This is a genomic window from Enterobacter sp. Acro-832 (assembly GCF_011752745.1).
GTDB classification, from domain to species: Bacteria; Pseudomonadota; Gammaproteobacteria; order Enterobacterales; family Enterobacteriaceae; genus Enterobacter; species Enterobacter quasiroggenkampii.
On sequence record NZ_VWWX01000004.1, the window covers coordinates 37,354 to 60,566 of the forward strand.

A 23,213-nucleotide genomic window follows, 5' to 3' on the forward strand; every position below is an offset into this window, starting at 1 on the left:
ATAGATTTTTTCGTTAATTATTCAAAGGTTATGTTGAGATCAAGGGTACCGCTATGTACGATAATCTGAAAAGTCTGGGCATTACCAATCCTGATGAAATTGATCGTTACAGCCTCCGCCAGGAAGCCAACAACGATATTTTGAAAATCTATTTTCACAAGGACAAAGGAGAGTTTTTCGCCAAAAGCGTGAAGTTTAAATACCCACGCCAGCGTAAGACCGTTGTTGCTGACGGTGTAGGACAGGGATACAAAGAAGTACAGGAAATCAGCCCTAACCTACGCTATGTGATCGATGAACTCGATCAGATCTGCCAGCGCGACCGCACCGAAGTCGATCTCAAGCGTAAGATCCTTGACGACCTGCGTCACCTTGAAAGCGTTGTTACCAATAAGATCAGCGAGATTGAAGCGGATCTTGAGAAGTTAACCCGGAAATAAAAGCAAAACGGCAATCCTTGATTGCCGTTTTTAGTGTTTGCGCCCTCTCCCCGTGGGAGAGGGATGGGGTGAGGGCACCAGACCGCACTCAGTCATCTCTGCTCGTCCAGCTGCAGCGCCACATACAGCAGCAGCCTGTCGTCGAAATTCCCCAGATCCAGCCCCGTCAGCTCTGAAATTCGGTTTAACCGATACTCCAGGGTATTGCGGTGGATAAACAGCGCTTTTGACGTCGCCAGCGGCTGCACGTTATGACGGAACCACGCCTGCAGGGTCCGGCGCAGCAGGCCGTTATTGTCCATGGCTTTCAGGCGCGCCAATGGCCGCGCCAGCTCATTGGCCTGCCAGCCACCGCGCAGGCTGTCGAGCAGCACCGGCAGCATCAGGTCCTGATAAAAATAACTGCGGCTCTCCGGCATTCGCTGCTTGCCCACCATCATGGTGGTGCGTGCGGTACGCCAGGAGCGGGCGATACTGCCCGGCCCGGTAAAGTAGTTGCCCAACGCAACGCGAAAACGCAGCTGGCCATTCTCCTTCATTCGGGCGATCAGCAGCTCCACGCGACGACGATGATCGTCCGCATCCCAGCGGCCGAACGCATTAAGCGCTGGTTTGAGCACCACCATTTCCGTCAGAGAAACGATCGCCACCAGGTTATCGCGCTCCGGCGTCGCCAGCGCATTTTGCAGCTGCTGCAGTTCGGCCATCGCGCTGTCTACGCCCAGCTGACCACTATCGACTTCAATCACCGCTACCACGCGCGGCTGGTTCAGGTCGATCCCCAGACGCTGCGCCCATTCACTGAGCGCAGGCGTATGCTCTTCCGCCTGAATAAGATTCATCACCAGCTCCTCACGCAGGCGGCTGTCCTGAGCGAGCAGATGCATCAGGCGCGACTGCTCGAGCATCATCTCCGCCGTCATGCAGACCAGCTCACCGTATTTTCGCAGTGACTCGGGCTCGCCGGTGAGACCGATGACCCCCACAATCTCGCCTTCAAGGCGCAGCGGTAAATTGATGCCCTGACGGACGCCGTGCAGGTGTTTCGCTACCGCATCGTCGATATCGACCACGCGCCCCTGAGAGAGCACCAGCAGCGCGCCTTCGTGCAATTCCCCAATACGCTCGCGATCGCCGCTGCCAATAATGCGCCCGCGGGCATCCATTACGTTGATATTGGTATCAATGATGCGCATGGTGCGCGCCACGATATCCTGCGCCATTTTGGTATCAAGATGCCAGCCAGCCATAGAACCCTCCTGTGAGCAGAGCTCAAGCATAGGGATGTTCAGCGACGGCTGCATTGTGCGAATGCACAAAGAGAGAGGAAGAAGTATGGACTTGTGGGAAGGGTCACAGAAACGAGAAAGCCCCTGCGAACAGGGGCTTCAGAGGATTACTGCATCAGCAGGTAAATAGAGGTATCACCACGCTGGATATTCAGCGCCAGCACGGAAGGCTTGCTGTCGAGAATTTTACGCAGTTCAGCGATATTTTTCACCGGCTGCTGGTTAGCGCCCATGATCACATCGCCTTTCTTGAGGCCGATACGGGCTGCCGGTGAATTCGCCTTCACGTTGTTCACCACCACGCCTTTGTCTGCGCCTTTGTTGCTCATCTCGGCACCTTCAATCCCGCTGAAGATGGTGCTGGAGTCCACCTGATTCTGGCTGCTCTGCTGCAGCTCCAGGCTCACGTTAACCGCTTTACCGTCGCGCAGCAGACCAAGGGTCACTTTGCTGCCGATAGGCATAGAGCCGACTTCCGCACGCAGGGCGGCAAAGCTGCTGATCGGTTTACCGTTCAGGGAGGTGATCACATCCCCCGCTTTAATGCCCGCTTTAGCGGCAGAGGAGTTCGGCATCACCTGGCTGACGAATGCCCCGCGCTGGGCATCAACCTTCATCGCCTTCGCCAGTTCGGAGTTCAGTTCCGTACCCAGGATACCCAGCTCACCGCGTTTCACCTGGCCATACTGCACCATCTGCGCGGTCAGGTTTTTCACCATGTTACTTGGGATAGCAAAGCCGATACCGATGTTGCCGCCGTCCGGGGCAAGGATCGCGGTGTTGATACCGATCAGCTCGCCGTTCAGGTTGACCAGCGCACCGCCGGAGTTACCGCGGTTGATCGCCGCATCCGTCTGGATGAAGTTCTCATAGTTCTCGGCATTGAGGCCGCTACGGCCCAGCGCAGAGACGATACCCGAGGTCACGGTTTCACCCAGACCGAACGGGTTACCGATCGCCACGGTATAGTCGCCCACGCGCAGCGCGTCGGAGTCGGCAATTTTAATCGCCGTCAGGTTTTTCGGATCCTGAATCTGGATCAGCGCAATGTCAGAACGCGGGTCTTTGCCGACCACTTTGGCGTCAAACTTACGGCCATCGCTCAGCTGAACCTTAATGCTGTTCGCGTTATCGACAACGTGGTTGTTAGTGACGACGTAGCCTTTCGCTGCATCAATGATTACCCCCGAGCCAAGCGCCATGAATTTCTGCTGCTGGCCGCCGCCCTGGCTGTCATCCCCTGCGCCACCGCCCTGACAGAACGGAGAGCTCTGGAATGGCGAACCGTCCTGGCAGAACGGCGAGTTGTCGCCGAAGAACTGCTGGAAGTTACGCGGCATGCGCGGCGTATTGACGGTCGTGCTACCCTCAACGTTAATACTCACCACCGATGGCATCACTTTTTCGAGCATCGGTGCCAGGCTTGGCATCTGCTGCGCGGTTGCTGCCGACGACGCGGTCTCGGCTGCAGTAGCAGTCAGAGGAGACAGCGCTAAACCTAAACTCAGAGCCAGTGCACTCATTGCTAATGTGGTTTTTTTCATGTTTCTCAATCTCGATTTACAGGTAACGCAAAATTGCTGTGTAACTCAGATTCGTTTTATACCGCTTAGTTCCGGCGATAAGTTTATGGAAAAGGTAAAAATTTATTGGCCGTCTTTACAAAACTCCGGCGTTATTCCACCGCCATCAGCTTGCGATATTCATCCCAGGCATACAAATCCGTCATGCCGCTGATATAGTCCTGGATAAGACGGCAGCGATAATAATATTCCATCACCGGCCACTGGTGAGAATGACGATCCAGCTTGCCAATCGCTTCGACATACGCCAGACGGTGTCGGGTAGAGAGTTTCTGATAAAGTCGGGATTCGATGGGGATGCGGCGCACGCGCTCGTGTTCCACCAGCTCGCTGAATTCGTCGACGGACAGCTGGAGCAGCGGGGCATAAATTTCCAGTAACCCGCTGATCACCCGGTAGCCCTGCAGCTCTAACTGTTCGACATCCGGATGGCTGAAGACATGCCGCATCGCCACATGTTTATAAAGCTCGAGGAGCTGGCTGAAACTGCTGTCATCTTCCAGTAGCGCATGGTTGAATTCCCCGCTGAAAATCAGCGGCAAATTATCAATAAAGCGCGACGCCGCGTACGGCACCAGCTTATTTAATGTATTGACCCGTAAATACATAAAGAACTGATCTTCCGTACTGCGGCTTAATGTATTTGAGCGCGATTTATCCCAGGCATTTTCGACAACCTGCGCAAACAGCGAGCCTTTTTCATGGGTGCCCCAGGCCGTATAAAGATGCTGATAAAGCTCCTCGACGCTGAAGATTCTTTTCTCAACCGCGTCTTCCAGATCGGCCACGCAATAGGAAATATCATCGGCGGCTTCCATAATCCAGGTCAATGGAAAGCGGCCGTTTGGCGTCAATGAAAGTTCTTTACGTAGCCGTTCAATATAGGCCTCTTCGGAAAGATAATAGCCCGGTTTTTTCATTAAATAACTGTGGGACGCGGGCGTCTCCCCCATCCACCACGCGGGGCGCGTATATTTCAGAATGCAGCCGACCTGTGCCCAGGTCAGGTTCATACGCATCAGGGAGTGGACCAGCCGGATCCCCTGCGCGTTGCCCTCAAAATGACAGAGATCCTGGCGCACCTTGCGGCGCAAATCGTTCAGCCCCTCTTCGCCTTCTCGCAGGCGTAAATCGCGTACGATGCAGCGGTCGTCGCTCAGCGGCTGACTTACCGCATCCGAAGGGTAGAGCCGTTGTTTAAACCAGTCATTGATTGCCGCCTCACCAAAATGACCGAAAGGCGGGTTGCCGATGTCATGCATCAGGCAGGCCATCTCAACGATACTCTCGAAAGGCCCCGTCAGCTCGTCCAGACCATAGGTTTCCAGTAAGCGCTGCTCTTTGAGACGGCTCAAAATCTCTTTAGCTATATAGCGCCCGACCTGCTGCACCTCCATAGAGTGGGTTAAGCGCGTACGCACCGCGGCGTTACGCTCCAGCGGAAAGACCTGGGTTTTTTGCTGCAGACGGCGGATGGCGGGCGAGTTAATGATCCGCCCGCGATCGCTTTCGAAGATACGCAGGATCTCATGTTCGCTCTTGTCGCCCTGCGGCGAACGGAAACGTCGGTGCCAGTTAATTTTGGTGCGAAAATCGATTGGTGACATGTGCTCCCCCGCGTGAGAATGCGTTTCCCCTTAACCGCATGATAGACTATGCATCTTAACAAGGCACATCGCGAGTAAATCTATGAAAATCGGCATTATTGGTGCAATGGAAGAAGAAGTTACGCTCCTGCGTGACAAAATTGAGAACCGTCAGACCCTCTCTCTGGGGGGTTGTGAGATCTATACCGGTCAGCTAAACGGTGTTGACGTGGCTCTGCTGAAATCAGGCATCGGTAAAGTCGCTGCGGCGCTGGGTGCCACCCTGCTGCTTGAGCGCTGCAAGCCGGACGTGATCGTGAATACCGGCTCTGCGGGCGGCCTGGCGCCGACGCTGAAGGTGGGGGACATCGTTGTTTCCGACGAAGCGCGTTACCACGATGCTGACGTCACCGCGTTCGGTTACGAGTACGGCCAGCTTCCGGGCTGCCCGGCAGGGTTTAAAGCGGACGACAAACTGATTGCGGCGGCAGAGACCTGCATTGCGGAGCTCAACCTCAACGCGGTACGCGGTCTGATTGTCAGCGGTGACGCGTTCATCAATGGTTCCGTGGGTCTGGCGAAAATCCGTCATAACTTCCCTCAGGCGGTGGCCGTTGAGATGGAAGCGACTGCGATTGCGCACGTTTGCCATAACTTCAACGTACCGTTCGTGGTGGTTCGCGCCATCTCTGACGTGGCTGACCAGCAGTCCCACATCAGCTTCGACGAGTTCCTGACCGTTGCGGCAAAACAGTCCACCGTGATGGTGGAACGCCTGGTGCAGAATCTGGCACGTGGCTAAACATACCCTCAGGGCGCTTGCCGCCCTGCTTCTGCTCGCCCCGCTGTGGCTCTATGCTGTACCGCGCGTGATTACGCTCTCTCCCGCCAATACGGAGCTGGCGTTTGCCGCCGGCATTACGCCCGTCGGCGTGAGCAGCTTTTCCGATTATCCGCCGCAGGCCGCGGGGATTGAGCAAGTGGCTACCTGGCAAGGGATGAACCTTGAGCGCATCGTGGCGCTGAAACCGGATCTCGTGCTGGCCTGGCGTGGCGGCAACGCCGAGCGGCAGGTCAACCAGCTCACTTCCCTTGGCATAAAGGTCATGTGGATTGATGCCGTCAGCATTGAACAGGTCGCACAGGCGCTACGCGCCCTGGCACCCTATAGCCCTACGCCCCAAAAAGCCGAGGCTGAGGCGAAACAGATGCTGAGCGACTATGCCGCGCTGAAATCCCGATACGATACCCCTGTTAAAAAGCGCATCTTCCTGCAGTTTGGCAGCCAGCCGCTGTTCACCACCGGAAAAGGGTCGATTCAAAACCAGGTGCTGGAAGTTTGTGGCGGTGAAAACATCTTTGCAGCCAGCCGGGTGCCGTGGCCTCAGGTAAGCCGTGAGCAGGTTCTGGCGCGCCAGCCACAGGCCATCGTCGTGGTCGGAAATGCGAGCGAAATTCCCAAAATTGAGCAATTCTGGCAAAAGCAGCTAAAAATACCGGTAATACCCCTCAACAGCGACTGGTTTGAACGCGCCAGCCCGCGTATTATCCTCGCCGCAAAACAGCTCTGTGCCGCGCTGGCAGAGAGTCACTAACATAAGACCCTTTTCGAGGATTTAACGATGCTCGTTTATTGGCTGGATATTCTTGGCACAGCCGTTTTTGCTATCTCCGGCGTCCTGCTCGCCGGAAAACTACGCATGGATCCGTTTGGCGTGCTGGTGCTGGGCGTAGTAACCGCCGTGGGCGGCGGGACAATCCGCGATATGGCGCTGGCGAATGGCCCGGTGTTTTGGGTGAAAGATCCGACCGATCTGGTGGTCGCGATGGTCACCTGCCTGTTAACCATTGTGCTGGTTCGCCAGCCCCGCCGATTACCAAAATGGATATTGCCGGTACTGGATGCCGTCGGTCTGGCCGTGTTTGTCGGTATTGGCGTCAATAAGGCGTTTAATGCGGGCACCGGTCCGATGGTGGCGATCTGCATGGGCGTATTAACCGGCGTAGGCGGCGGGATCATTCGCGACATTCTGGCGCGTGAGGTACCGATGATCCTGCGTACTGAAATTTACGCAACGGCCTGTATTGCGGGCGGCATTGTCCACGCGACAGCGTACTACACGTTTGCACTTCCGCTGGAAAACGCCGCGATGCTGGGGATGGTCGTGACGCTGGTGATACGTTTAGCGGCGATACGCTGGCACCTGAAGCTGCCGACGTTTGCGCTGGATGAAAATTCAAGATAGGCGTCGTTTATAAGCCCGGTGGCGCTTCGCTTACCGGGCCTACAATCCGCATTCAGGCTTAAATGCTGAACGAAGAACCACACCCGCAGGTGCTTGTTGCGTTCGGGTTGGTGACCACAAAGCGCGAACCTTCCAGACCCTCGGTGTAATCCACCGAACCGCCCACCAGATATTGCAGGCTCATCGGGTCAACCACCAGCGCAACGCCCTGTTTCTCGATGGTCATATCGCCATCGTTAACCTGATCGTCAAAGGTAAAACCGTACTGGAAGCCGCTGCAGCCGCCGCCGGTAATATAGACACGCAGTTTCAGATCCGGATTGTCTTCGTCGGCAATCAGGGTTTTCACTTTGTTGGCTGCTGCTTCGGTAAACTCCAGCGGCAACGCTACATCATCACTCATCTTATGCTCCCATGAATACTGCTACTGCTATTGGGTAAAATTCACCCAATTCTTTGTGTCATTATCTAATACCCTGGTAATTCATTCAAGTATTCTGCGTTGCGGCCCGCTCCGCCTCTTGTTTTGCCAGAGTACGCGCAAGAATGGTGGAGTATAGCGGTTTTCCACCCAGGAACTGGGCTAATAGTGTCGCGCCGAGACAGGTAATGATCATTGGCAAAATGAGCTGGTAATTATCCGTCATCTCCAGCACCAGGACGATCCCGGTCAATGGCGCGCGCAGGGAGGCGGCAAGCAGCGCCCCCATTCCGGCCACCGCAAAGGTCCCGGCGTCAAGGTGATAGGCGGGAAAGCCCGCTTCCGCCGCCATACCAAACGCGGTGCCCAGCAAGGTTCCCAGCGCCAGCATCGGGGCGAATATCCCGCCGGGCGCGCCGGAGGAAAAACAGAGCACCGTCGTGATGACGCGGGAGATAAACATAAACAGCAGCAGACCCACGCTAAAGTTCCCCGCCGCCGCAATGGGGATCAGCCCGAACCCGCCGCCTGCGGCATTCGGCTCGATAAACCCGAGCACGCCGCAGATTCCGCCCAGCAGGCCGCCCATCAGCACCCATTTGGTCGTATTCCCACCGTGAATACGCTGGAACATATCCTGAGCGCGTAAGATAAAGGTATTAAACAGCGGCCCCACCACGCCAAAAATCATGCCGAGGATCAGGTAAAGCCACAGGGTGTTCACCGGCGCGTTGGTCAGTTTACCTACCTCAATGACCGCCCCTTCGCCATTAAAGAGGCGAAACACGATGCTCGACATAATGACGCCGGTAAACACCGCTTTAATGGAGATCAAGTTGTAGCGAAACTGCGCGCGCATCTCTTCGATGATAAACAAAATGCCCGCCAGCGGCGCGTTAAAGGCCGCCGACAGCCCCGCCGCTGCACCAGTTGCCAGCAGCGTATGGCGCGCTTCGGCGCTGCGCATCCGAAACAGATCGCCCACCATGCGGCCGACGTTCCCGCCCAACTGAACCGTAGGCCCTTCCCGGCCAAGAACCATCCCCGCGCCCAGCGTACCCATGCCGCCGATAAATTTCACCGGAATGACACGCCACCAGCGCACCGGACGCAGCTCCTCCAGCGCCCCTTCAATTTCCGGGATGCCGGACCCACCCGCCTCCGGCGCAAATTTACGCACCAGGAAATACCCCACCATGGCAAACAGCGCCGACAGCCCGAACGCCGCAACCCAGACCAGCCATCGGCTGTCGGCGAAACCGGCCACGGTTCCCACTCGCCAGTTGAGCACGGCATTAACCGCTTTTTCAAATGCCACGCCCACCAGACCGGCGAGTGTTCCCACCACGGCAGCGGCCAGCAGGATCGCCAGCGGCGTTTTATCGCGATTGAGCAGCCGCCGAATACTGATTCGATGCTGGGCGCGCGTAAACTGTTGTTCTTCAAAAGACGGAGAATCTGATTTCATGTCCTGTACTTATTCGTCATACAAAAAGCCGCGAGGATTTTACCAGAGACAGCCCCACCGTCTCCTGAAAATTACTTAACAAATCTTAAAGCATTACCCGGCTAAAAATTTCATAACCTTCCCCGAATCACTTAGAATAGTGGGCTTAATCATTTTATACGAACCAGGAACGACGCCATGAGCAAGTCTGAAAACCTCTACAGTGCAGCCCGCGAGCTTATTCCGGGTGGCGTGAACTCACCTGTGCGCGCCTTTACCGGCGTGGGCGGCACGCCGCTGTTTATCGAACGTGCTGACGGCGCGTATCTGTATGATGTCGATGGCAAAGCCTATATCGATTATGTCGGCTCCTGGGGCCCGATGGTGCTGGGGCACAACCACCCAGCCATTCGTAACGCCGTGATTGAAGCCGCCCAGCGCGGCCTGAGCTTCGGTGCGCCAACCGAAATGGAAGTGAAAATGGCGGAGCTGGTCACCGAGCTGGTCCCGACCATGGACATGGTGCGCATGGTGAACTCCGGTACCGAAGCGACCATGAGCGCCATCCGCCTGGCGCGCGGCTTTACCGGTCGCGACAAGATTATCAAGTTTGAGGGTTGCTACCACGGTCATGCGGACTGCCTGCTGGTGAAAGCGGGTTCCGGCGCGCTAACGCTCGGCCAGCCAAACTCACCTGGCGTACCGGCTGACTTCGCGAAGCATACCCTGACCTGCACCTACAACGATCTGGACACCGTTCGCGCGGCGTTCGAGCAGTATCCGCAGGAGATCGCCTGCATCATCGTTGAGCCGGTTGCGGGCAACATGAACTGCATTCCACCGCAGCCTGATTTCCTGCCGGGCCTGCGTGCCCTGTGCGATGAGTTCGGTGCGCTGCTGATCATCGATGAAGTGATGACCGGCTTCCGCGTGGCGCTGGCGGGCGCCCAGTCTTACTACGGCGTCGAGCCGGACCTGACCTGCCTGGGTAAAATCATCGGCGGCGGCATGCCGGTCGGCGCATTCGGTGGGCGTAAGGACGTCATGGAAGCGCTGGCACCCACCGGCCCGGTTTACCAGGCGGGCACGCTCTCCGGTAACCCTATCGCGATGGCGGCGGGCTTTGCCTGCCTGACCGAAGTGGCTCAGCCAGGCATCCACGAAACCCTGACCGACCGGACCACGCAACTGGCAAACGGCCTGCTGGAAGCGGCAGAGGAAGCCGGTATTCCGCTGGTGGTTAACCACGTGGGCGGCATGTTCGGGATCTTCTTCACCGAGGCGAAAACCGTGACCTGCTATCAGGACGTGGTGAAGTGCGACGTTGAACGCTTCAAGCGCTTCTTCCACCTGATGCTGGAAGAAGGCGTATACCTGGCACCGTCAGCGTTCGAAGCGGGCTTTATGTCCGTGGCGCACAGTGAAGAAGATATCAATAACACCATTGACGCGGCGCGTAAGGTGTTTGCGAAACTGTAAGGGCATTGCCGGGTGGCGCTAACGCTTACCCGGCCTACGGTGTTCTCCCTCTCCCCGTAGGAGAGGGCATCAGGCCGCACCTGACTACCGACTCTGCTTTCTCAACAGATAAATAAAATACGGCGCACCGATAAAGGTCGACAGCAGACCCGCCGGGATCTGATACGGGAACAGCACCATTCTTCCGCACCAGTCCGCAAACACCAGCATTACCCCGCCCGTCAGGGCCGACATCACGATATGCGGCATCGTCCGGCGGAACCCCATCATTCTGGCAATGTGCGGCGCCATTAGCCCCACAAAACTCAGCGGGCCAATCGTCATGGTCGCCGTCGCCGTCAGGCACGCAGCGAGCAGCAGCAACGCGATACGCGCTGGCGTCAGCGCCATTCCCACCGCGCGCGCGGTTTCCCCGCCGAGCGGAAGAATGGTCATCCAGCGACGGCACAGCGGCACCATCGCCAGCAGTACGATCATCACGATCCCGGACCCGATCGCCTGGCTGCCGGTCGCGCCGTACGTTGAGCCGGATATCCAGGTCAGGATCTTCGCCATACGCGGATCGCCGCTTGCCTGCAACATCATCAGCAGCATCGTGAATGCGGTACTGAGCGCCATCCCCGCCAGCAGCATACGGTGCGGTGAAAACCCGCCTCGACCAGCGGCAATCAGGATAATCATCAGCGTAACCGCCGCCCCGAGACTGCCGGCAGGCATCAGCCAGCCAAACGCATTGCCCGGCACGAAGAACAGCATCAGCACCACGCCAAAGGCAGCGCCAGAGCTGATCCCGAGCACTTCCGGGCTCGCCATCGGGTTGCCGGTCAGACGCTGAATAATGCAACCTGCCACCGCCAGCATCACGCCTGCGATCAGCGCAGCGAGGATACGCGGCCAGCGCCACTGCAGCAGGGCGTTGAGTAAATCACCCGTTGCCCAGTGCCAGCCCGCGGCATCGCGTCCGAATGAGAGCGCCGCGAACGAGGCGATAATCAGCACCACCAGCCCGACAAGGCCAAACCACAATACCGACTGACGCTCAGTATGGACTTTATCGCCCGCATCCATCGCCGGTGCGCTCATGCTGCGCAGGCGCGGAAGCAGCCACAGGAGCAGCGGCGCCCCGATCAGCGCGGTGACCGAGCCGGTGGAGACTTCACGCCAGACCTGCGCCAGCCAGAGAATAAGCTGATCGGAAAGCCAGAGGATCAGCGCCCCAATCAGCGGTGCCAGCATCAGACGCGCCAGCAAGCGACGCGCTCCGAGCATCTTCGCCAGCAGCGGGGCAAACAGGCCGATAAACCCGATGATGCCCACCGCGTTCACCAGCAGGGCGCTCAATACAATCGCCAGCGTCAGCGCCGCCAGGCGAGCCAGCGACAGCGCCAGCCCCAGGTTGCGCGCCACGCCATCATCCAGTCCCATCAGCGTCAGAGGACGCAGGAGCAGCAGCGTCAGCACAACACCGCCAGCCAGCTGCGGCCACAGGCGCTGCACCACGCTCCAGTCGGTCTGGGTCAGCGTCCCGGTACTCCACATGAACATGCTTTGCAGCTGATCGTGGTGGAACAGAACCAGCAACTGGTTGATCGCCCCACAGTACAGGCTGACCACCAGCCCGGCCAGAATCAGCGTCACCGGGGAAAGACGTTTACCCCAGGCCACGCCAAAGACCAGCGCGCCCACCGCACACGCTCCGGCAAGCGCCGCAAACTGCGAGGCTAACGCCCCCGGCAGCGTCCACAGCGTGGTGATGGTGATCCCTAGCTGGGCGCCGGTCGCGACGCCGAGCGTGGTGGGTTCCGCCAGCGGGTTACGTAAAACCTGCTGGAACAGTACGCCCACCAGCCCTAAACCGGCACCAACCAGCAGGGAGACTGCCAGACGCGGCAGCAGGCTGTAGTGGAACAGCATCTGCTGAATATTGTCGATATCCGGCGAGGCCAGCGCGGCACCCCACTGCGCGCGCGGTAATGCGGCCGAGAGGTTAAACCCGGTTAACGCCAGCGCGGCAAGGAAAATCAGCACCAGCAGAAGCGCCGGGAAGCGGGCAATCCGTGAACTCATGCTTTACCTCCCAGCGCGTTATCCAGCACGCGGGCAAAATGCATGGCCGAGAGCGTCGCGCCGTAGAACCAGACCGCCGGAGCGCGCTGGAAGCGTTGCTCACGGACAAACGGCATCGCCTGCCAGAGCGGCGTCGCCATCAGGGTTTGCATGGCGCGCTCGTTGCCGTGATCGAAGCACAGCACATCCACGTCGCGAAACGCCGCGAGACGATCGATACCCACAGCGGTACTGCCCCAGAACGTCATCTCCCCTTCCCAGGCATTACGAATACCAAAACTGTCGAGGACTTCCTGGAACAGGCAGTTTTTACCGAAAACCAGCATATGGCGGGCATCCAGCAGCGTCACCATCAGCAGCGGACGATCGCCCCGGTGAGCAAAACGCGGCTTCAGAGCGTCAATCAGGGCATCGAATTGGTCGAGATGTGTTTTAGCCTCCGCCTCACGGTTGAGGAAATGCGCCATCTCGTTAACCGACTTTTTCGCCATCGCCAGCGGTTTTTTACCGTCGCTGAAAGCGAATCCACGTCCGGGCGCAATGCGCGCCATGGTCTCTTCTGACGGACCGTAGCCCGCGGACCAGAACAGGAACGACGGTTTCATCTGGGTGAGCAGCTCGAGGTTTGGCTCCGTCCGCAGGCCGACGTCGATTACCGAGTCCGGCAGCTTCGGCTCGTTCACCCAGAGGTTATAGTTGGGAATGTCCGCCACGCCGTAGGGCGTGACGCCGAGCGCCATCATCAACTCGACCGGCAGCCACTCCAGCGCCACTATGCGGTGCGGATCGACGGCGGCGGCTCGCGCCGTATTCATTTTTAACAGCAGCGGTGAGAGGGCCATCGCCGTCAGCAGGCGACGGCGGCTAATGCGCATGTTGTCGAGCATCAGTAGACGAAGCTCACCGGTGCAGCCCCGGCCGGGTGAGGCAGAATACCCATCGGAATACCATAAATATGTTCCAGCGTTTCGCTGCGCATCAGCTCGGAGGGCGTTCCCTGCGCAATCATTTCGCCGCCGCGCAGCGCAACAAGGTAGTCGCAATAGCGCGCCGCCATGTTGATGTCATGCAGCACCGCAATCACCGTCAGACCACGCTGCTGGCTTAAGCGGTGCACCAGCGCCAGGACATCGACCTGATGGGCGATATCGAGCGCGGAGGTGGGTTCATCAAGGAGCAGGCAGCGGCTGTCCTGGGCCACCAGCATCGCAATCCACGCGCGCTGGCGTTCACCGCCGGACAGGCTATCCACCAGACGGTGCGCCAGCGGCTTTAGCCCAACCAGCGCAATCGCCTCTTCCACTTTCTCTCTGTCGGCCACGCCAAAGCGTCCAAGCGCGCCATGCCACGGATAACGCCCAATCGCCACCAGCTCTCGCACCGTCATCCCCTCCGCCTGCGGCAGCTGCTGCGGCAGATACGCCACTTTGCGGGCAAACGCTTTGCTGCTCCAGCTCTCGAGCGGTTGGTCATCCAGCAGGATGTCGCCTTCTGACGGCGGCTGATGGCGTCCCAGCATCTTAAGCAGCGTGGACTTACCGGAACCGTTGTGACCAATCAGGCCAGTGACTTTACCTGCGGGGAACGTCAAAGAGAGCGGATGCAGCAAGGTGCGCCCGGGTACGCGAAAGGAGAGATGGTTGAGCGTAAAGGTGGTGTCGGGTTGCGTTTGATTATCCTGCATTTCAGCCAACTTAAATAAAAAGGGCACGGCGAACCGTGCCCAGACAGAGATTAGAAGCGGAAGGTCGCGGTGGCAACAACCTGACGTCCTGCGCCCCAGTAGCATGCATATTCGCTGTAGCAGCTGGAGACGTATTCACGATCGAAGATGTTGTTCACGTTGACGCCGACGGATGAGCCCGGCAGTCCAAAGCGTGCCAGGTCGTATTTCACGGTCGCGTCAGCCAGTGCGTAGCCCGCGACGTTGAACGACTGGTAGGCTTTTGGCGACGAGGCAGAGTAGTAGGACACGGTGTTACCAATGTAACGGGTGCCTGCCCCTACCGTCAGACCGCTCAACGCCGTCTCGTGGAAGGTGTAATCTGCCCACAGAGACGCCATGTTACGCGGCACTTCCGCCGGACGACGGCCTTCATACCAGGTATCGTGCGTGTATTCCGCATCAGTAAAGCTATAGGAAGCCGTCACGTTCACGTTGGCAGATACTGCCGCTTTCGCTTCCAGTTCGAAACCGCGAGAGCGAATTTCACCGCCCTGTACGCTAAAGCCGCTGGTCGGGTTCGCCGGATCGGCCGTCAGGTTGTTGTTTTTGGTCAGCTGATACACAGCAGCGGTGACCACAACAGGCAGATCTTTCGGTACATACTTCACGCCCGCTTCATACTGCTTGCCGCGAGCCGGATCGAACGGTTTGCCGCCCTGGGTTGCGCCGGAAATAGGCTCGAAGGATTCGCTATAGCTGAAGTACGGCGTAATACCGTTATCAAACAGGTAGTTGATCCCGCCGCGCCAGGTGAATGCCCGATCGTTGATTTCTGCCGTCGTGTCGGAGGAACGCGTCAGCGTGGACGTTTTGGCAAAATCATAGCGTCCACCCAGGGTCAGTACCCACTTATCCCACTCAGCCTGATCCTGCGCGTACAGGCCCGTTTGCTCCTGACGATTGAGCACGGCATACGGGAAGTTCACGTTGATATTGGCATTGTTGTGCTGCGGATCCGTCATGCTGATAGGGTCAGCGCTGCCGTAATCTGCATCAATATCGTTACGCATGCGCAGGTAATCGACGCCCGTTAACAGAGTATGATCCACTGCACCGGTCGCAAATTTGGACTGCAGCTGGGTATCGACCGTGAACGAGTTGAGGTCCTCATCAGAGCGCACGTACGCGCGGCTGATCTGAGCCGGTGCAATATAGCCGTTACCGTAAACGGAACGGTAAAGCGTATTGATTTTGGTGTAGCGCAGGTTTTGACGCACGGTAAAGGTGTCATCAAACTGATGGGAGAAGCTGTAGCCCACCATTTTCTGGCGACGGGAGATCTTATTGTCTTCGTCACCTTCGTTGAAATCGGTCGGCAGCTTATGCGCGTTGCCGTTGGCGTCGTAGTAAGGCACAACGGTACCTTCCCGCGGCAGCCAGCCGTAATAGCCAGCATCCGGATCGCTCTGGAAGTTGCTCAGGAAAGTAAAATCGGTTTTATCGTCAGGACGCCAGCTGAAAGCAGGCGCAATGGCGTAGCGGGTGGACTTAACCATTTCCTGCTGCGCATTTTCGCTGCGCCCCAGACCCGTCAGACGGTATGACCACACGCCGTCATCATCAATCGCATCGCTGAAATCAAACCCGGTCTGCCACAGGTTATCGGTACCCATTTTGAACTGAATTTCTTTCAGTGGCTCGGTGGTTGGCCGCTTGCTGACCATGCTGACCACGCCGCCCGGGTGGCTTTTACCATACAGAACGGACGTAGGGCCGCGCAGTAACTCGACGCGCTCAAGGAAATACGGATCCATGGACGCTTCAGAATAGTTATCTCCCTGCAGCTTCATCCCGTCCAGATACTGGTTGGTATTCACGGTACTGGAGGTGGTGAACCCACGGATAGAAACAACATCATACGTTGTTGACGCGCCGCGCGTTGCGAACACGCTCGGCGTATAGGCCAGCGCCTGTTTAACCGTACCCGGCTGCTTCATGTCCATCTCTTCGCGGGTGACGACAGAAATAGACTGCGGGGTTTTCTCAATCGGGGTATCGGTCTTGGTCGCCGTGGCGGTGCGTTTGGCCGCAATCGTGGGTGCCGGTCCCCAGGCACTTTCCTGTGCCGCAGGTGCTGCGGTTACCGTAATGGTTTCTTCTTTTTTCGGGGTTTCTGCCGCATGAGCATACGCGGACACGCCGGCAACCGCTGTGGCTACAACGACCGCGAGTTTACGCAGCGACGTGTTCATTGGCTGAGCAGTATTGGAAAGCGCCATGATGTTTCTCTGATGGAAAAGTGAATGATAACGTAAACGAGAATTATTATTATGAGCGCCAGAATAATATGCGAAACGCGGGTTGCATAGCAAGCAGTAAGCGGCCCTACGAGAATTAAGGGTTTAAGAAATAGACAAGAGAAAACGAAGGGTTAATCAGAGTTAAAGTGAGGGTTAACGAAATGAGGTTTACGGGTAAAAAAAGCCCCCTTCCGGGGAAGAGGGCTTTAAAAGTTAGTTACCGCCAAACATGTCCTTAATCCAGCCGGCTACGCCATCGCTGTCTTTCTTCTCATTCTGCTGCTGCGGCTGTTGCTGCTGCGGCTGCTGTGGCTGAGAAGACTGATCGAACGGGTTGCCGGTCGGCTGTTCAGGCTGGCTCTGCTGGCACAGGGAATCCGGGTTGGTTGTCCAGACCGGCAGAGTACGCATTCCGCCGCCGCAGACGAAGTTACCGGAGCTGTCCACGCCCATATCGACGATATCTTCCGGCGCGACAAGGTTCAGTGGCACCGGTGACTGATTCGCCAGATAGCGCTGGTAAATAGACATCGCCCCGCTCGCCCCGTACAGCTTGGTCGGCTGGTTGTTGTCGCGTCCTACCCAGGTAATGACCACTTCACGGCCATCAATACCGGCAAACCAGGTATCGACGTTATTGTTGGTGGTCCCGGTCTTACCTGCCAGATGCAGGCCCGGATACTTCGCACCCAGTTGACGACCCGTACCACGCTGCACCACCTGCTGCATCGTCCACAACGTCATGTAGGCCGCCTGAGCAGGAACGGCACGCTCCGCCTGCGGGAAGCTCTGATACAGCACGGAGCCATCTTCGGCAATCACCGAACGCAGGGCGGACAGCGGCGCGCGGTTACCGCCGCTGGCGATGGTCTGGAACGCCTGCGCCACTTCAATCGGCGTCAGGTTAAGCGCCCCGAGGATCATCGCCGGCACCGGGTGCAGCTGATCTTTCGCCACGCCCAGCTTCTGCCAGGTATCGACAATGGCCGGCAGGCCCAGCGACATGCCCAGGTTCACCGTCGGCACGTTCATGGAGCGCGTCAACGCATCCACCAGCATCACCTGACCGCTGAACTGCTTATCGTCGTTCTGCGGTGACCACACCTGGCCGTTAGGCTGGCGCAGGGAGATCGGCGCATCCGCAATCCAGGTATTCAGACGATACTGGTTCGGCTGACTCAGGGCAGTCAGATAGGTCGCCGGTTTTGCCAGAGAACCGATCGAGCGACGCGCCTGCATGGCACGGTTGTAGCCTGCAAACTGCGGCTCGGCACCGCCCACCATCGCACGAACTTCGCCGGAGTTGCGGTCAACCACCACCATCGCGGTTTCAAGATCGGAGAGCTTACGCTGTTTCTTCAGCGCCGGAATACCTTCCACCGCCGCTTTTTCTGCCGCATCCTGCGCCACGGAGTCAAAGGTGGTGAAGATCTTCACGCCGGAGAGATCTTTGACCTTATCGCCAAGCTTGCTTTGCAGCTCCTGACGCACCAGCTGCATAAACGCAGGCTGAGGCGAGATCACCCCACCGCGCGGCTGAACGCCAAGCGGACGTGCGCTCAGCATGTCGTACAGCTCCTGGTCAATCACCTGCTGTTGTTGCAGCAGACGCAGCACCAGGTTACGACGCTCCAGCGCCAGTTTCGGGTTACGCCACGGGTTATAAATGGACGCCCCTTTCACCATGCCCACCAGCAGCGCCTGCTGATCCAGGCTCAGCTCTTCCACCGGACGACCAAAGTAGTACAGGCTCGCCAGCGGGAAGCCGCGGATTTCGTTATCGCCGCTCTGACCGAGGTACACCTCGTTCATATACAGCTCAAGGATACGATCCTTGCTGTAGCGCGCGTCCATCAGCACGGCCATGTAGGCTTCGTTCGCTTTACGCCAGTAAGAGCGTTCGCTGGAGAGGAAGAGGTTTTTCACCAGCTGCTGAGTCAGCGTACTCGCTCCCTGCACGGTACGACCGGCAGTCAGGTTCGCCAGCACCGCACGACCAATCGAGTAGAGGCTGATGCCGTCGTGCTCGTAGAAGTGACGGTCTTCGGTCGCCAGCAGCGTATCGACCAGCAGATCCGGGAAGCCGTTACGCGCCACGAACAGACGCTGCTCGCCGTTTGCCGACGAAAGCATGGTGATCAGACGCGGATCGAGACGGAAGAAACCGAACTGGCGGTTATTATCCATGTTCTCGATGGTATCCAGACGATCCCCGTCAAAGGTCAGACGCGCGCGCACCTGACCCTCTTTGCTGTCCGGGAAATCAAACGGACGACGGATCATCTCAATGCTGTTCGCCTGCACGGTAAATTCGCCAGGGCGCGTCATTTTTGACACCTGACGATACTGGGTGGCTTCCAGCAGTTTAACCATTTCGTTTTTCGTGATGGACATATCTGGCTCAAGGTTCACCATACGGCCATACACTGCCGCAGGTAACTGCCAGACTTTACCGTCGATACGGCTGCGGATCTTCTGATCCAGATACACGCCGTAAATTGCCATCAGCACAACAAAAACAATAAAGAGCTTCAGCAGCAGCCAGAACCAGCCGCGTTTGCCCCGAGGCTTGCGCCCTTTGCCTTTCCCTTTACGCGGCATCGGTTCTTCATCCTCATCATCGTCTTCATAGTCATCGTCATAGTCCTCATCTCTGAGGCGACGACGGCTTACTTTTTCTTTCGCCGGACGCGTTGGTTTTCCCTTACGTCCTATTGGCTCGCGGTCATTCCCCGCCATGCTTTTTCTCCGCAACTTTCAGGCGCAAAGGCCAGATTTTCTTTTCTTTCACAGGCCTGTGAAAGAAGAAATCTCTCAAAATTAGTTCTCCCTCTCCCTGTGGGAGAGGGCCGGGGTGAGGGCATCAGGCCACACATCCCGTTCAGGAATATTTCTTCGTCCGCTTCGTCGGCGCCGTATTCGCCGGATCGTCCGGCCAGACGTGTTTGGGATACCGCCCCTTCATCTCTTTCTGCACGTCACGGTAGCTCCCCGCCCAGAACGCCCCTAAATCTCGGGTGATCTGCAAGGGGCGATGCGCAGGCGACAGCAGTTCAAGCACCAACGGCACGCGTCCTTCAGCGATAGACGGCGTGGTTGCTTCACCAAACATCTCCTGCATCCGAACCGCCAGCGCCGGCGGATTATCCTCATGATAACGGATGGCAATCCGGCTTCCGGTCGGCACAGTGTAATGCCCTGGCAGTTCACTATCCAGACGTTGACGCAATGACCAGTCCAGTAAATTCTGTAACGCAGTCTTAACATCAAGCGCTTTAAGGGCGCGCAGAGAGTGCACGCCGCTCATCTGCGGCAGTAGCCAGCGTTCAAGCGTAGCCAGCAGCGTCTCGTCATCCACCGCTGGCCAGCCCTGTTCCGGTAGCCACTTTGCGGCGCAGTGCAGGCGAATGCGGTACTGTTCCGCCTCCGGCGTCCAGTTCAGCACGCTCAGCCCTTTTTCCCGAATGCCGTTCAGCATAGCCTGATGAAGCTCGTCTTCCGACGGCTTCGCCAGCGGCTTCGTCCCGAGCGTCAGTTTCCCAATCTGGCTACGACGAAACGCCTTCAGCGTGCCCTGCGCATCATCCCACTCGACGATGTCCGATTGCTTAAGCAACTGCGGACAGCTACGGGTCAGGGCGTCAATATCGACGGCAATCGCCTGCAGGATACGCGCGTCGGGGGAGTTGCTCCCCTGCAGCAGGAGCGGCGCAATCAGCCACTCATGACGCGTCAGGGCGTCATCGCTGTCCAGCATCGCCCCCATGCCGTTTGCCAGCTGATAGCGACCGTCCAGCCCGCGCCGACGCGCAATTCGATCCGGAAACGCCTGCGCTAACAGTCGGGAAATCTTCTCGCTGTCTGGCACGCCGCCGCGGCTGTTAAGCCGTTTGCACAGTTGCTGCGCCCGCTGCTGCCAGTTCCCCTGATTGCGCGAAAACGCCTGCCCCAGATCGCTGCTGCCTCCGCGTGGCGGCTCCTCAAGGATAGCCGCCAGTTTAGCCGCCGTGGCAATTTCATCATCCCCTTGCGCGGCCACCAGCATCGCGGCCAGACGCGGATCGTTGCCCAGCGCCGCCATTTTCTGGCCGCGTACCGTCAGACGTTCGCCTTCCAGTGCGCCAAGCTCAGTCAACAGACTGCGCGCAGCAGCGAGGTTAACGACAGGGGGAGAATCAAGCCAGGTAAGCTGTCCAGGATCCGGACAGCCCCACTGCAGCAGATCCATCACCAGGCCCGACAAATCACTTTGTAAAATTTCCGGCGTGCTTTGCTGCGCCGCGCGTTCTGCCTGTTCCGCGCTGGTCAAATGCAGGCAGATCCCCGGCTCAAGACGCCCCGCACGGCCCGCGCGCTGCACCATTGACGCCTGGCTGATGCGCTGCGTCAGGAGTTTAGTCAGCCCGGTACGCGGGTCAAAGCTTGCCACCCTCTCCTGCGCGCTATCGACCACCAGGCGAATACCTTCAATGGTCAAACTGGTTTCAGCGATGTTGGTTGCCAGCACCACCTTGCGCTGCCCCACCGGGGCAGGAAGGATAGCTTTACGCTGCTCCTGTAGCGACAGCGCGCCGTAGAGCGGGCACAGCAGTACATCACCGCCTACGCGAGAGGAAAGCTGCTCCTGCACGCGCTGGATCTCACCGACACCCGGCAAAAACAGCAGCAGGGAACCGGGCTCCTGGCGCAGCAGTTCAGCGGTGGCAACGGCGACCGCCTCGTCAAAACGCAGGTGGGAGGGAAGCGGTTGATGGCGGCGTTCAACAGGAAACGCCCGCCCTTCAGAGCTGATGACCGGCGCATCAGGTAGCGCCTGCCGTAGCCGCACATTGTCCAGCGTCGCCGACATTATCAGCAGACGGAGATCGTCGCGCAGCCCCTGCTGAACGTCCAGCAACAGCGCAAGGGCCAGATCCGCCTGCAGGCTGCGCTCGTGGAATTCATCCAGGATCACCAGCCCGACGCCGGTCAGCTCCGGATCGTTTTGCAGCATGCGGGTGAGAATCCCCTCGGTGACCACCTCAAGGCGCGTGGTCGGGCCCACGCAGGTCTCGGCGCGCATCCTGTAACCTACCGTTTCGCCCGGTTTTTCATTCAGCAGTTCTGCCAGGCGCTGCGCCACGTTGCGCGCGGCCAGCCTGCGCGGCTCCAGCAGGATAATTTTCCCGCTGATGTTCCCGTCTTTCAGAATTTGCAGCGGCAGCCAGGTGGACTTACCCGCCCCCGTCGGGGCATTCAGCAAAACCTGCGGGGCATGGCGTAAGGCAGCGAGAAGGTCAGGAAGAACGACGGCGACCGGCAATGAGGACACTAACAGCTCCAGAGGGTTAACATTAGTCGGCGTACATTGTAGCATCGGCGCATATCATTACCGAGTCCTCCGTATGCCTGAGTCGAAACGGCTGTTTTTTGCCATTGAATTGCCCACAACACTACAGCGTCAAATTGTTCGCTGGCGCGCCGATCGCTTCCCGCCGGAAGCCGGTCGCCCTGTCGCGGCGGCTAACCTGCACCTGACGCTGGCTTTTTTGGGCGACGTCAGTGCCGAAAAACAGCGGGCGTTAGCCGCACTGGCCGGGCGTATTGTCCAGCCGGAATTTACGCTACACCTCGACGACGCGGGTCAGTGGCTGCGTTCGCGCGTGGTCTGGCTGGGGACGCGCCAGCCTCCGCGCGGATTATTGCAGCTGGCGAACATGCTGCGCGCGCAGGCGGCGCGCAGCGGCTGTTATCAAAGCCCACAGCCGTTTCATCCGCACATTACCCTGCTGCGCGATGCCGGTCAGGCCGTTGCGATCCCGCCGCCGGGTTTTCACTGGGCTTTTCCGGTCAACACATTCGCGCTTTATGAATCCGTCTTTGCCCAGGGACGCACCCGCTATACGCCGCTACAGCGCTGGACGCTGGGCAACACCGAAAGGAACTCTGATGAAGTTTAGTCCTCCCCTGCAGCACGCTACGCTTATCCAACGCTACAAACGCTTCCTCGCCGATGTGATCACGCCTGAAGGCGAACCGCTCACCCTGCACTGCCCCAATACCGGTGCCATGACGGGATGCGCGACGCCGGGTGACAGGGTCTGGTATTCCACATCAGAAAATACTAAACGCAAATATGCCCATACCTGGGAAATGACCGAAACCCAGAACGGGGCATTTATTTGCGTTAATACCCTGCGCGCCAATCAACTGGTTAAGGAAGCGCTGACCCATGGCGTAATTCCCGAACTGGTCGGTTATGGCACGCATAAAAGCGAAGTGAAATATGGCGATGAAGGCAGCAGAATTGACTTCATGTTACAGGCGGAAGACAGGCCGGAGTGCTATATTGAAGTGAAATCAGTGACGTTAGCGGAACAGGAAAATGGCTACTTCCCGGATGCGGTAACGCTACGTGGCCAGAAGCATCTGCGAGAGCTAATGAGTGTTGCGGCGGCGGGCAAACGCGCCGTATTGCTGTTTGCAGTGTTGCATTCAGCCATTGAACGTTTCTCCCCTGCCCGCCATATTGATCCTAAATACGCGCAATTGTTGAATGAGGCACAAAAGCAGGGGGTAGAGGTTTTCGCTTATAAAGCGGAACTTTCTGCCGATAATATGACTCTGAGATCCTCTCTTCCCATTGTCTTATAAGGGATTAGACGATTGACGATTAAGTGTTCTGGCCGCGTGCGCAAATACGCTTTTCC

The 23,213-nt window shown here is 58.0% G+C and carries 18 protein-coding genes; 7 read left to right on the forward strand and 11 right to left on the reverse strand.

Annotated elements, in window-relative coordinates; all coding sequences use genetic code 11:
- Positions 1 to 53: 53 nt before the first annotated feature.
- A complete protein-coding gene (locus tag F3J31_RS15030) occupies positions 54 to 440 on the forward strand; it encodes a DUF3461 family protein (protein WP_014168696.1) in 387 nt (128 codons plus the stop codon).
- A 92-nt stretch (positions 441 to 532) separates the two neighbouring features.
- Here the strand turns inward: F3J31_RS15030 and cdaR are convergent, their stop codons facing one another.
- From cdaR to dgt, 3 genes are all read right to left on the reverse strand, one after another.
- Positions 533 to 1,690 (reverse strand): DNA-binding transcriptional regulator CdaR, encoded by a 1,158-nt coding sequence (cdaR, locus tag F3J31_RS15035; protein ID WP_045907831.1) that lies wholly within the window; start codon positions 1,688 to 1,690, stop codon positions 533 to 535.
- A 146-nt stretch (positions 1,691 to 1,836) separates the two neighbouring features.
- A complete protein-coding gene (gene degP / locus F3J31_RS15040) occupies positions 1,837 to 3,273 on the reverse strand; it encodes a serine endoprotease DegP (protein WP_025756813.1) in 1,437 nt (478 codons plus the stop codon).
- 131 nt (positions 3,274 to 3,404) lie between these two features.
- Entirely contained in the window at positions 3,405 to 4,919 is a 1,515-nt protein-coding gene (gene dgt / locus F3J31_RS15045; protein ID WP_167213941.1) for a dGTPase, read from the reverse strand.
- A gap of 82 nt (positions 4,920 to 5,001) precedes the next feature.
- Between dgt and mtnN the strand changes: the two genes are divergently transcribed.
- Genes mtnN through F3J31_RS15060 form a run of 3 tightly spaced genes read left to right on the forward strand, consistent with a single transcriptional unit; the run spans position 5,002 to position 7,144 of the window.
- Positions 5,002 to 5,700: a 5'-methylthioadenosine/S-adenosylhomocysteine nucleosidase gene (gene mtnN, locus F3J31_RS15050; protein ID WP_008501920.1), complete on the forward strand. Its 699-nt coding sequence runs from the start codon at positions 5,002 to 5,004 to the stop codon at positions 5,698 to 5,700.
- Positions 5,693 to 6,493, forward strand: coding sequence for a vitamin B12 ABC transporter substrate-binding protein BtuF (gene btuF / locus F3J31_RS15055; protein WP_167213944.1), 801 nt, complete (start codon positions 5,693 to 5,695; stop codon positions 6,491 to 6,493). Before mtnN ends, btuF begins: the two co-directional genes overlap by 8 nt.
- 27 nt (positions 6,494 to 6,520) lie before the next feature.
- Positions 6,521 to 7,144: a TRIC cation channel family protein gene (locus F3J31_RS15060; RefSeq protein ID WP_045907828.1), complete on the forward strand. Its 624-nt coding sequence runs from the start codon at positions 6,521 to 6,523 to the stop codon at positions 7,142 to 7,144.
- Positions 7,145 to 7,202: 58 nt separating this feature from the next.
- On the opposite strand, the gene erpA is transcribed toward F3J31_RS15060, so the two are convergent.
- Positions 7,203 to 7,547 (reverse strand): iron-sulfur cluster insertion protein ErpA, encoded by a 345-nt coding sequence (erpA, locus tag F3J31_RS15065; protein WP_013095643.1) that lies wholly within the window; start codon positions 7,545 to 7,547, stop codon positions 7,203 to 7,205.
- Positions 7,548 to 7,632: 85 nt separating this feature from the next.
- A complete protein-coding gene (gene clcA, locus F3J31_RS15070) occupies positions 7,633 to 9,033 on the reverse strand; it encodes a H(+)/Cl(-) exchange transporter ClcA (protein ID WP_045907827.1) in 1,401 nt (466 codons plus the stop codon).
- A gap of 177 nt (positions 9,034 to 9,210) precedes the next feature.
- On the opposite strand from clcA, the gene hemL reads away from it, so the two are divergent.
- Positions 9,211 to 10,491: a glutamate-1-semialdehyde 2,1-aminomutase gene (gene hemL, locus F3J31_RS15075; protein ID WP_048225686.1), complete on the forward strand. Its 1,281-nt coding sequence runs from the start codon at positions 9,211 to 9,213 to the stop codon at positions 10,489 to 10,491.
- Positions 10,492 to 10,575: 84 nt separating this feature from the next.
- On the opposite strand, the gene fhuB is transcribed toward hemL, so the two are convergent.
- The 6 genes from fhuB to hrpB all read right to left on the reverse strand — a co-directional run bounded on the left by fhuB (position 10,576) and on the right by hrpB (position 21,835).
- Complete coding sequence (gene fhuB, locus F3J31_RS15080) at positions 10,576 to 12,558, reverse strand: Fe(3+)-hydroxamate ABC transporter permease FhuB (RefSeq protein WP_167213947.1); 1,983 nt, start codon at positions 12,556 to 12,558, stop codon at positions 10,576 to 10,578.
- Positions 12,555 to 13,445 (reverse strand): Fe(3+)-hydroxamate ABC transporter substrate-binding protein FhuD, encoded by an 891-nt coding sequence (gene fhuD, locus F3J31_RS15085; protein ID WP_167213950.1) that lies wholly within the window; start codon positions 13,443 to 13,445, stop codon positions 12,555 to 12,557. Before fhuD ends, fhuB begins: the two co-directional genes overlap by 4 nt.
- Entirely contained in the window at positions 13,445 to 14,242 is a 798-nt protein-coding gene (gene fhuC / locus F3J31_RS15090; protein ID WP_047346397.1) for a Fe3+-hydroxamate ABC transporter ATP-binding protein FhuC, read from the reverse strand. Before fhuC ends, fhuD begins: the two co-directional genes overlap by 1 nt.
- Positions 14,243 to 14,292: 50 nt before the next feature.
- Complete coding sequence (fhuA, locus tag F3J31_RS15095) at positions 14,293 to 16,503, reverse strand: ferrichrome porin FhuA (RefSeq protein ID WP_167213953.1); 2,211 nt, start codon at positions 16,501 to 16,503, stop codon at positions 14,293 to 14,295.
- Positions 16,504 to 16,737: 234 nt separating this feature from the next.
- A complete protein-coding gene (mrcB, locus tag F3J31_RS15100; RefSeq protein WP_045907821.1) occupies positions 16,738 to 19,263 on the reverse strand; it encodes a bifunctional glycosyl transferase/transpeptidase in 2,526 nt (841 codons plus the stop codon).
- A 142-nt stretch (positions 19,264 to 19,405) separates the two neighbouring features.
- Positions 19,406 to 21,835, reverse strand: coding sequence for an ATP-dependent helicase HrpB (gene hrpB, locus F3J31_RS15105; protein ID WP_167213955.1), 2,430 nt, complete (start codon positions 21,833 to 21,835; stop codon positions 19,406 to 19,408).
- A 73-nt stretch (positions 21,836 to 21,908) separates the two neighbouring features.
- Between hrpB and thpR the strand changes: the two genes are divergently transcribed.
- Positions 21,909 to 22,463 (forward strand): RNA 2',3'-cyclic phosphodiesterase, encoded by a 555-nt coding sequence (thpR, locus tag F3J31_RS15110; protein ID WP_039265698.1) that lies wholly within the window; start codon positions 21,909 to 21,911, stop codon positions 22,461 to 22,463.
- On the forward strand, positions 22,453 to 23,157 hold the full coding sequence (gene sfsA, locus F3J31_RS15115; protein ID WP_039265695.1) for a DNA/RNA nuclease SfsA: 705 nt from the start codon (positions 22,453 to 22,455) through the stop codon (positions 23,155 to 23,157). Before thpR ends, sfsA begins: the two co-directional genes overlap by 11 nt.
- The last annotated feature ends 56 nt before the right edge of the window (positions 23,158 to 23,213 follow it).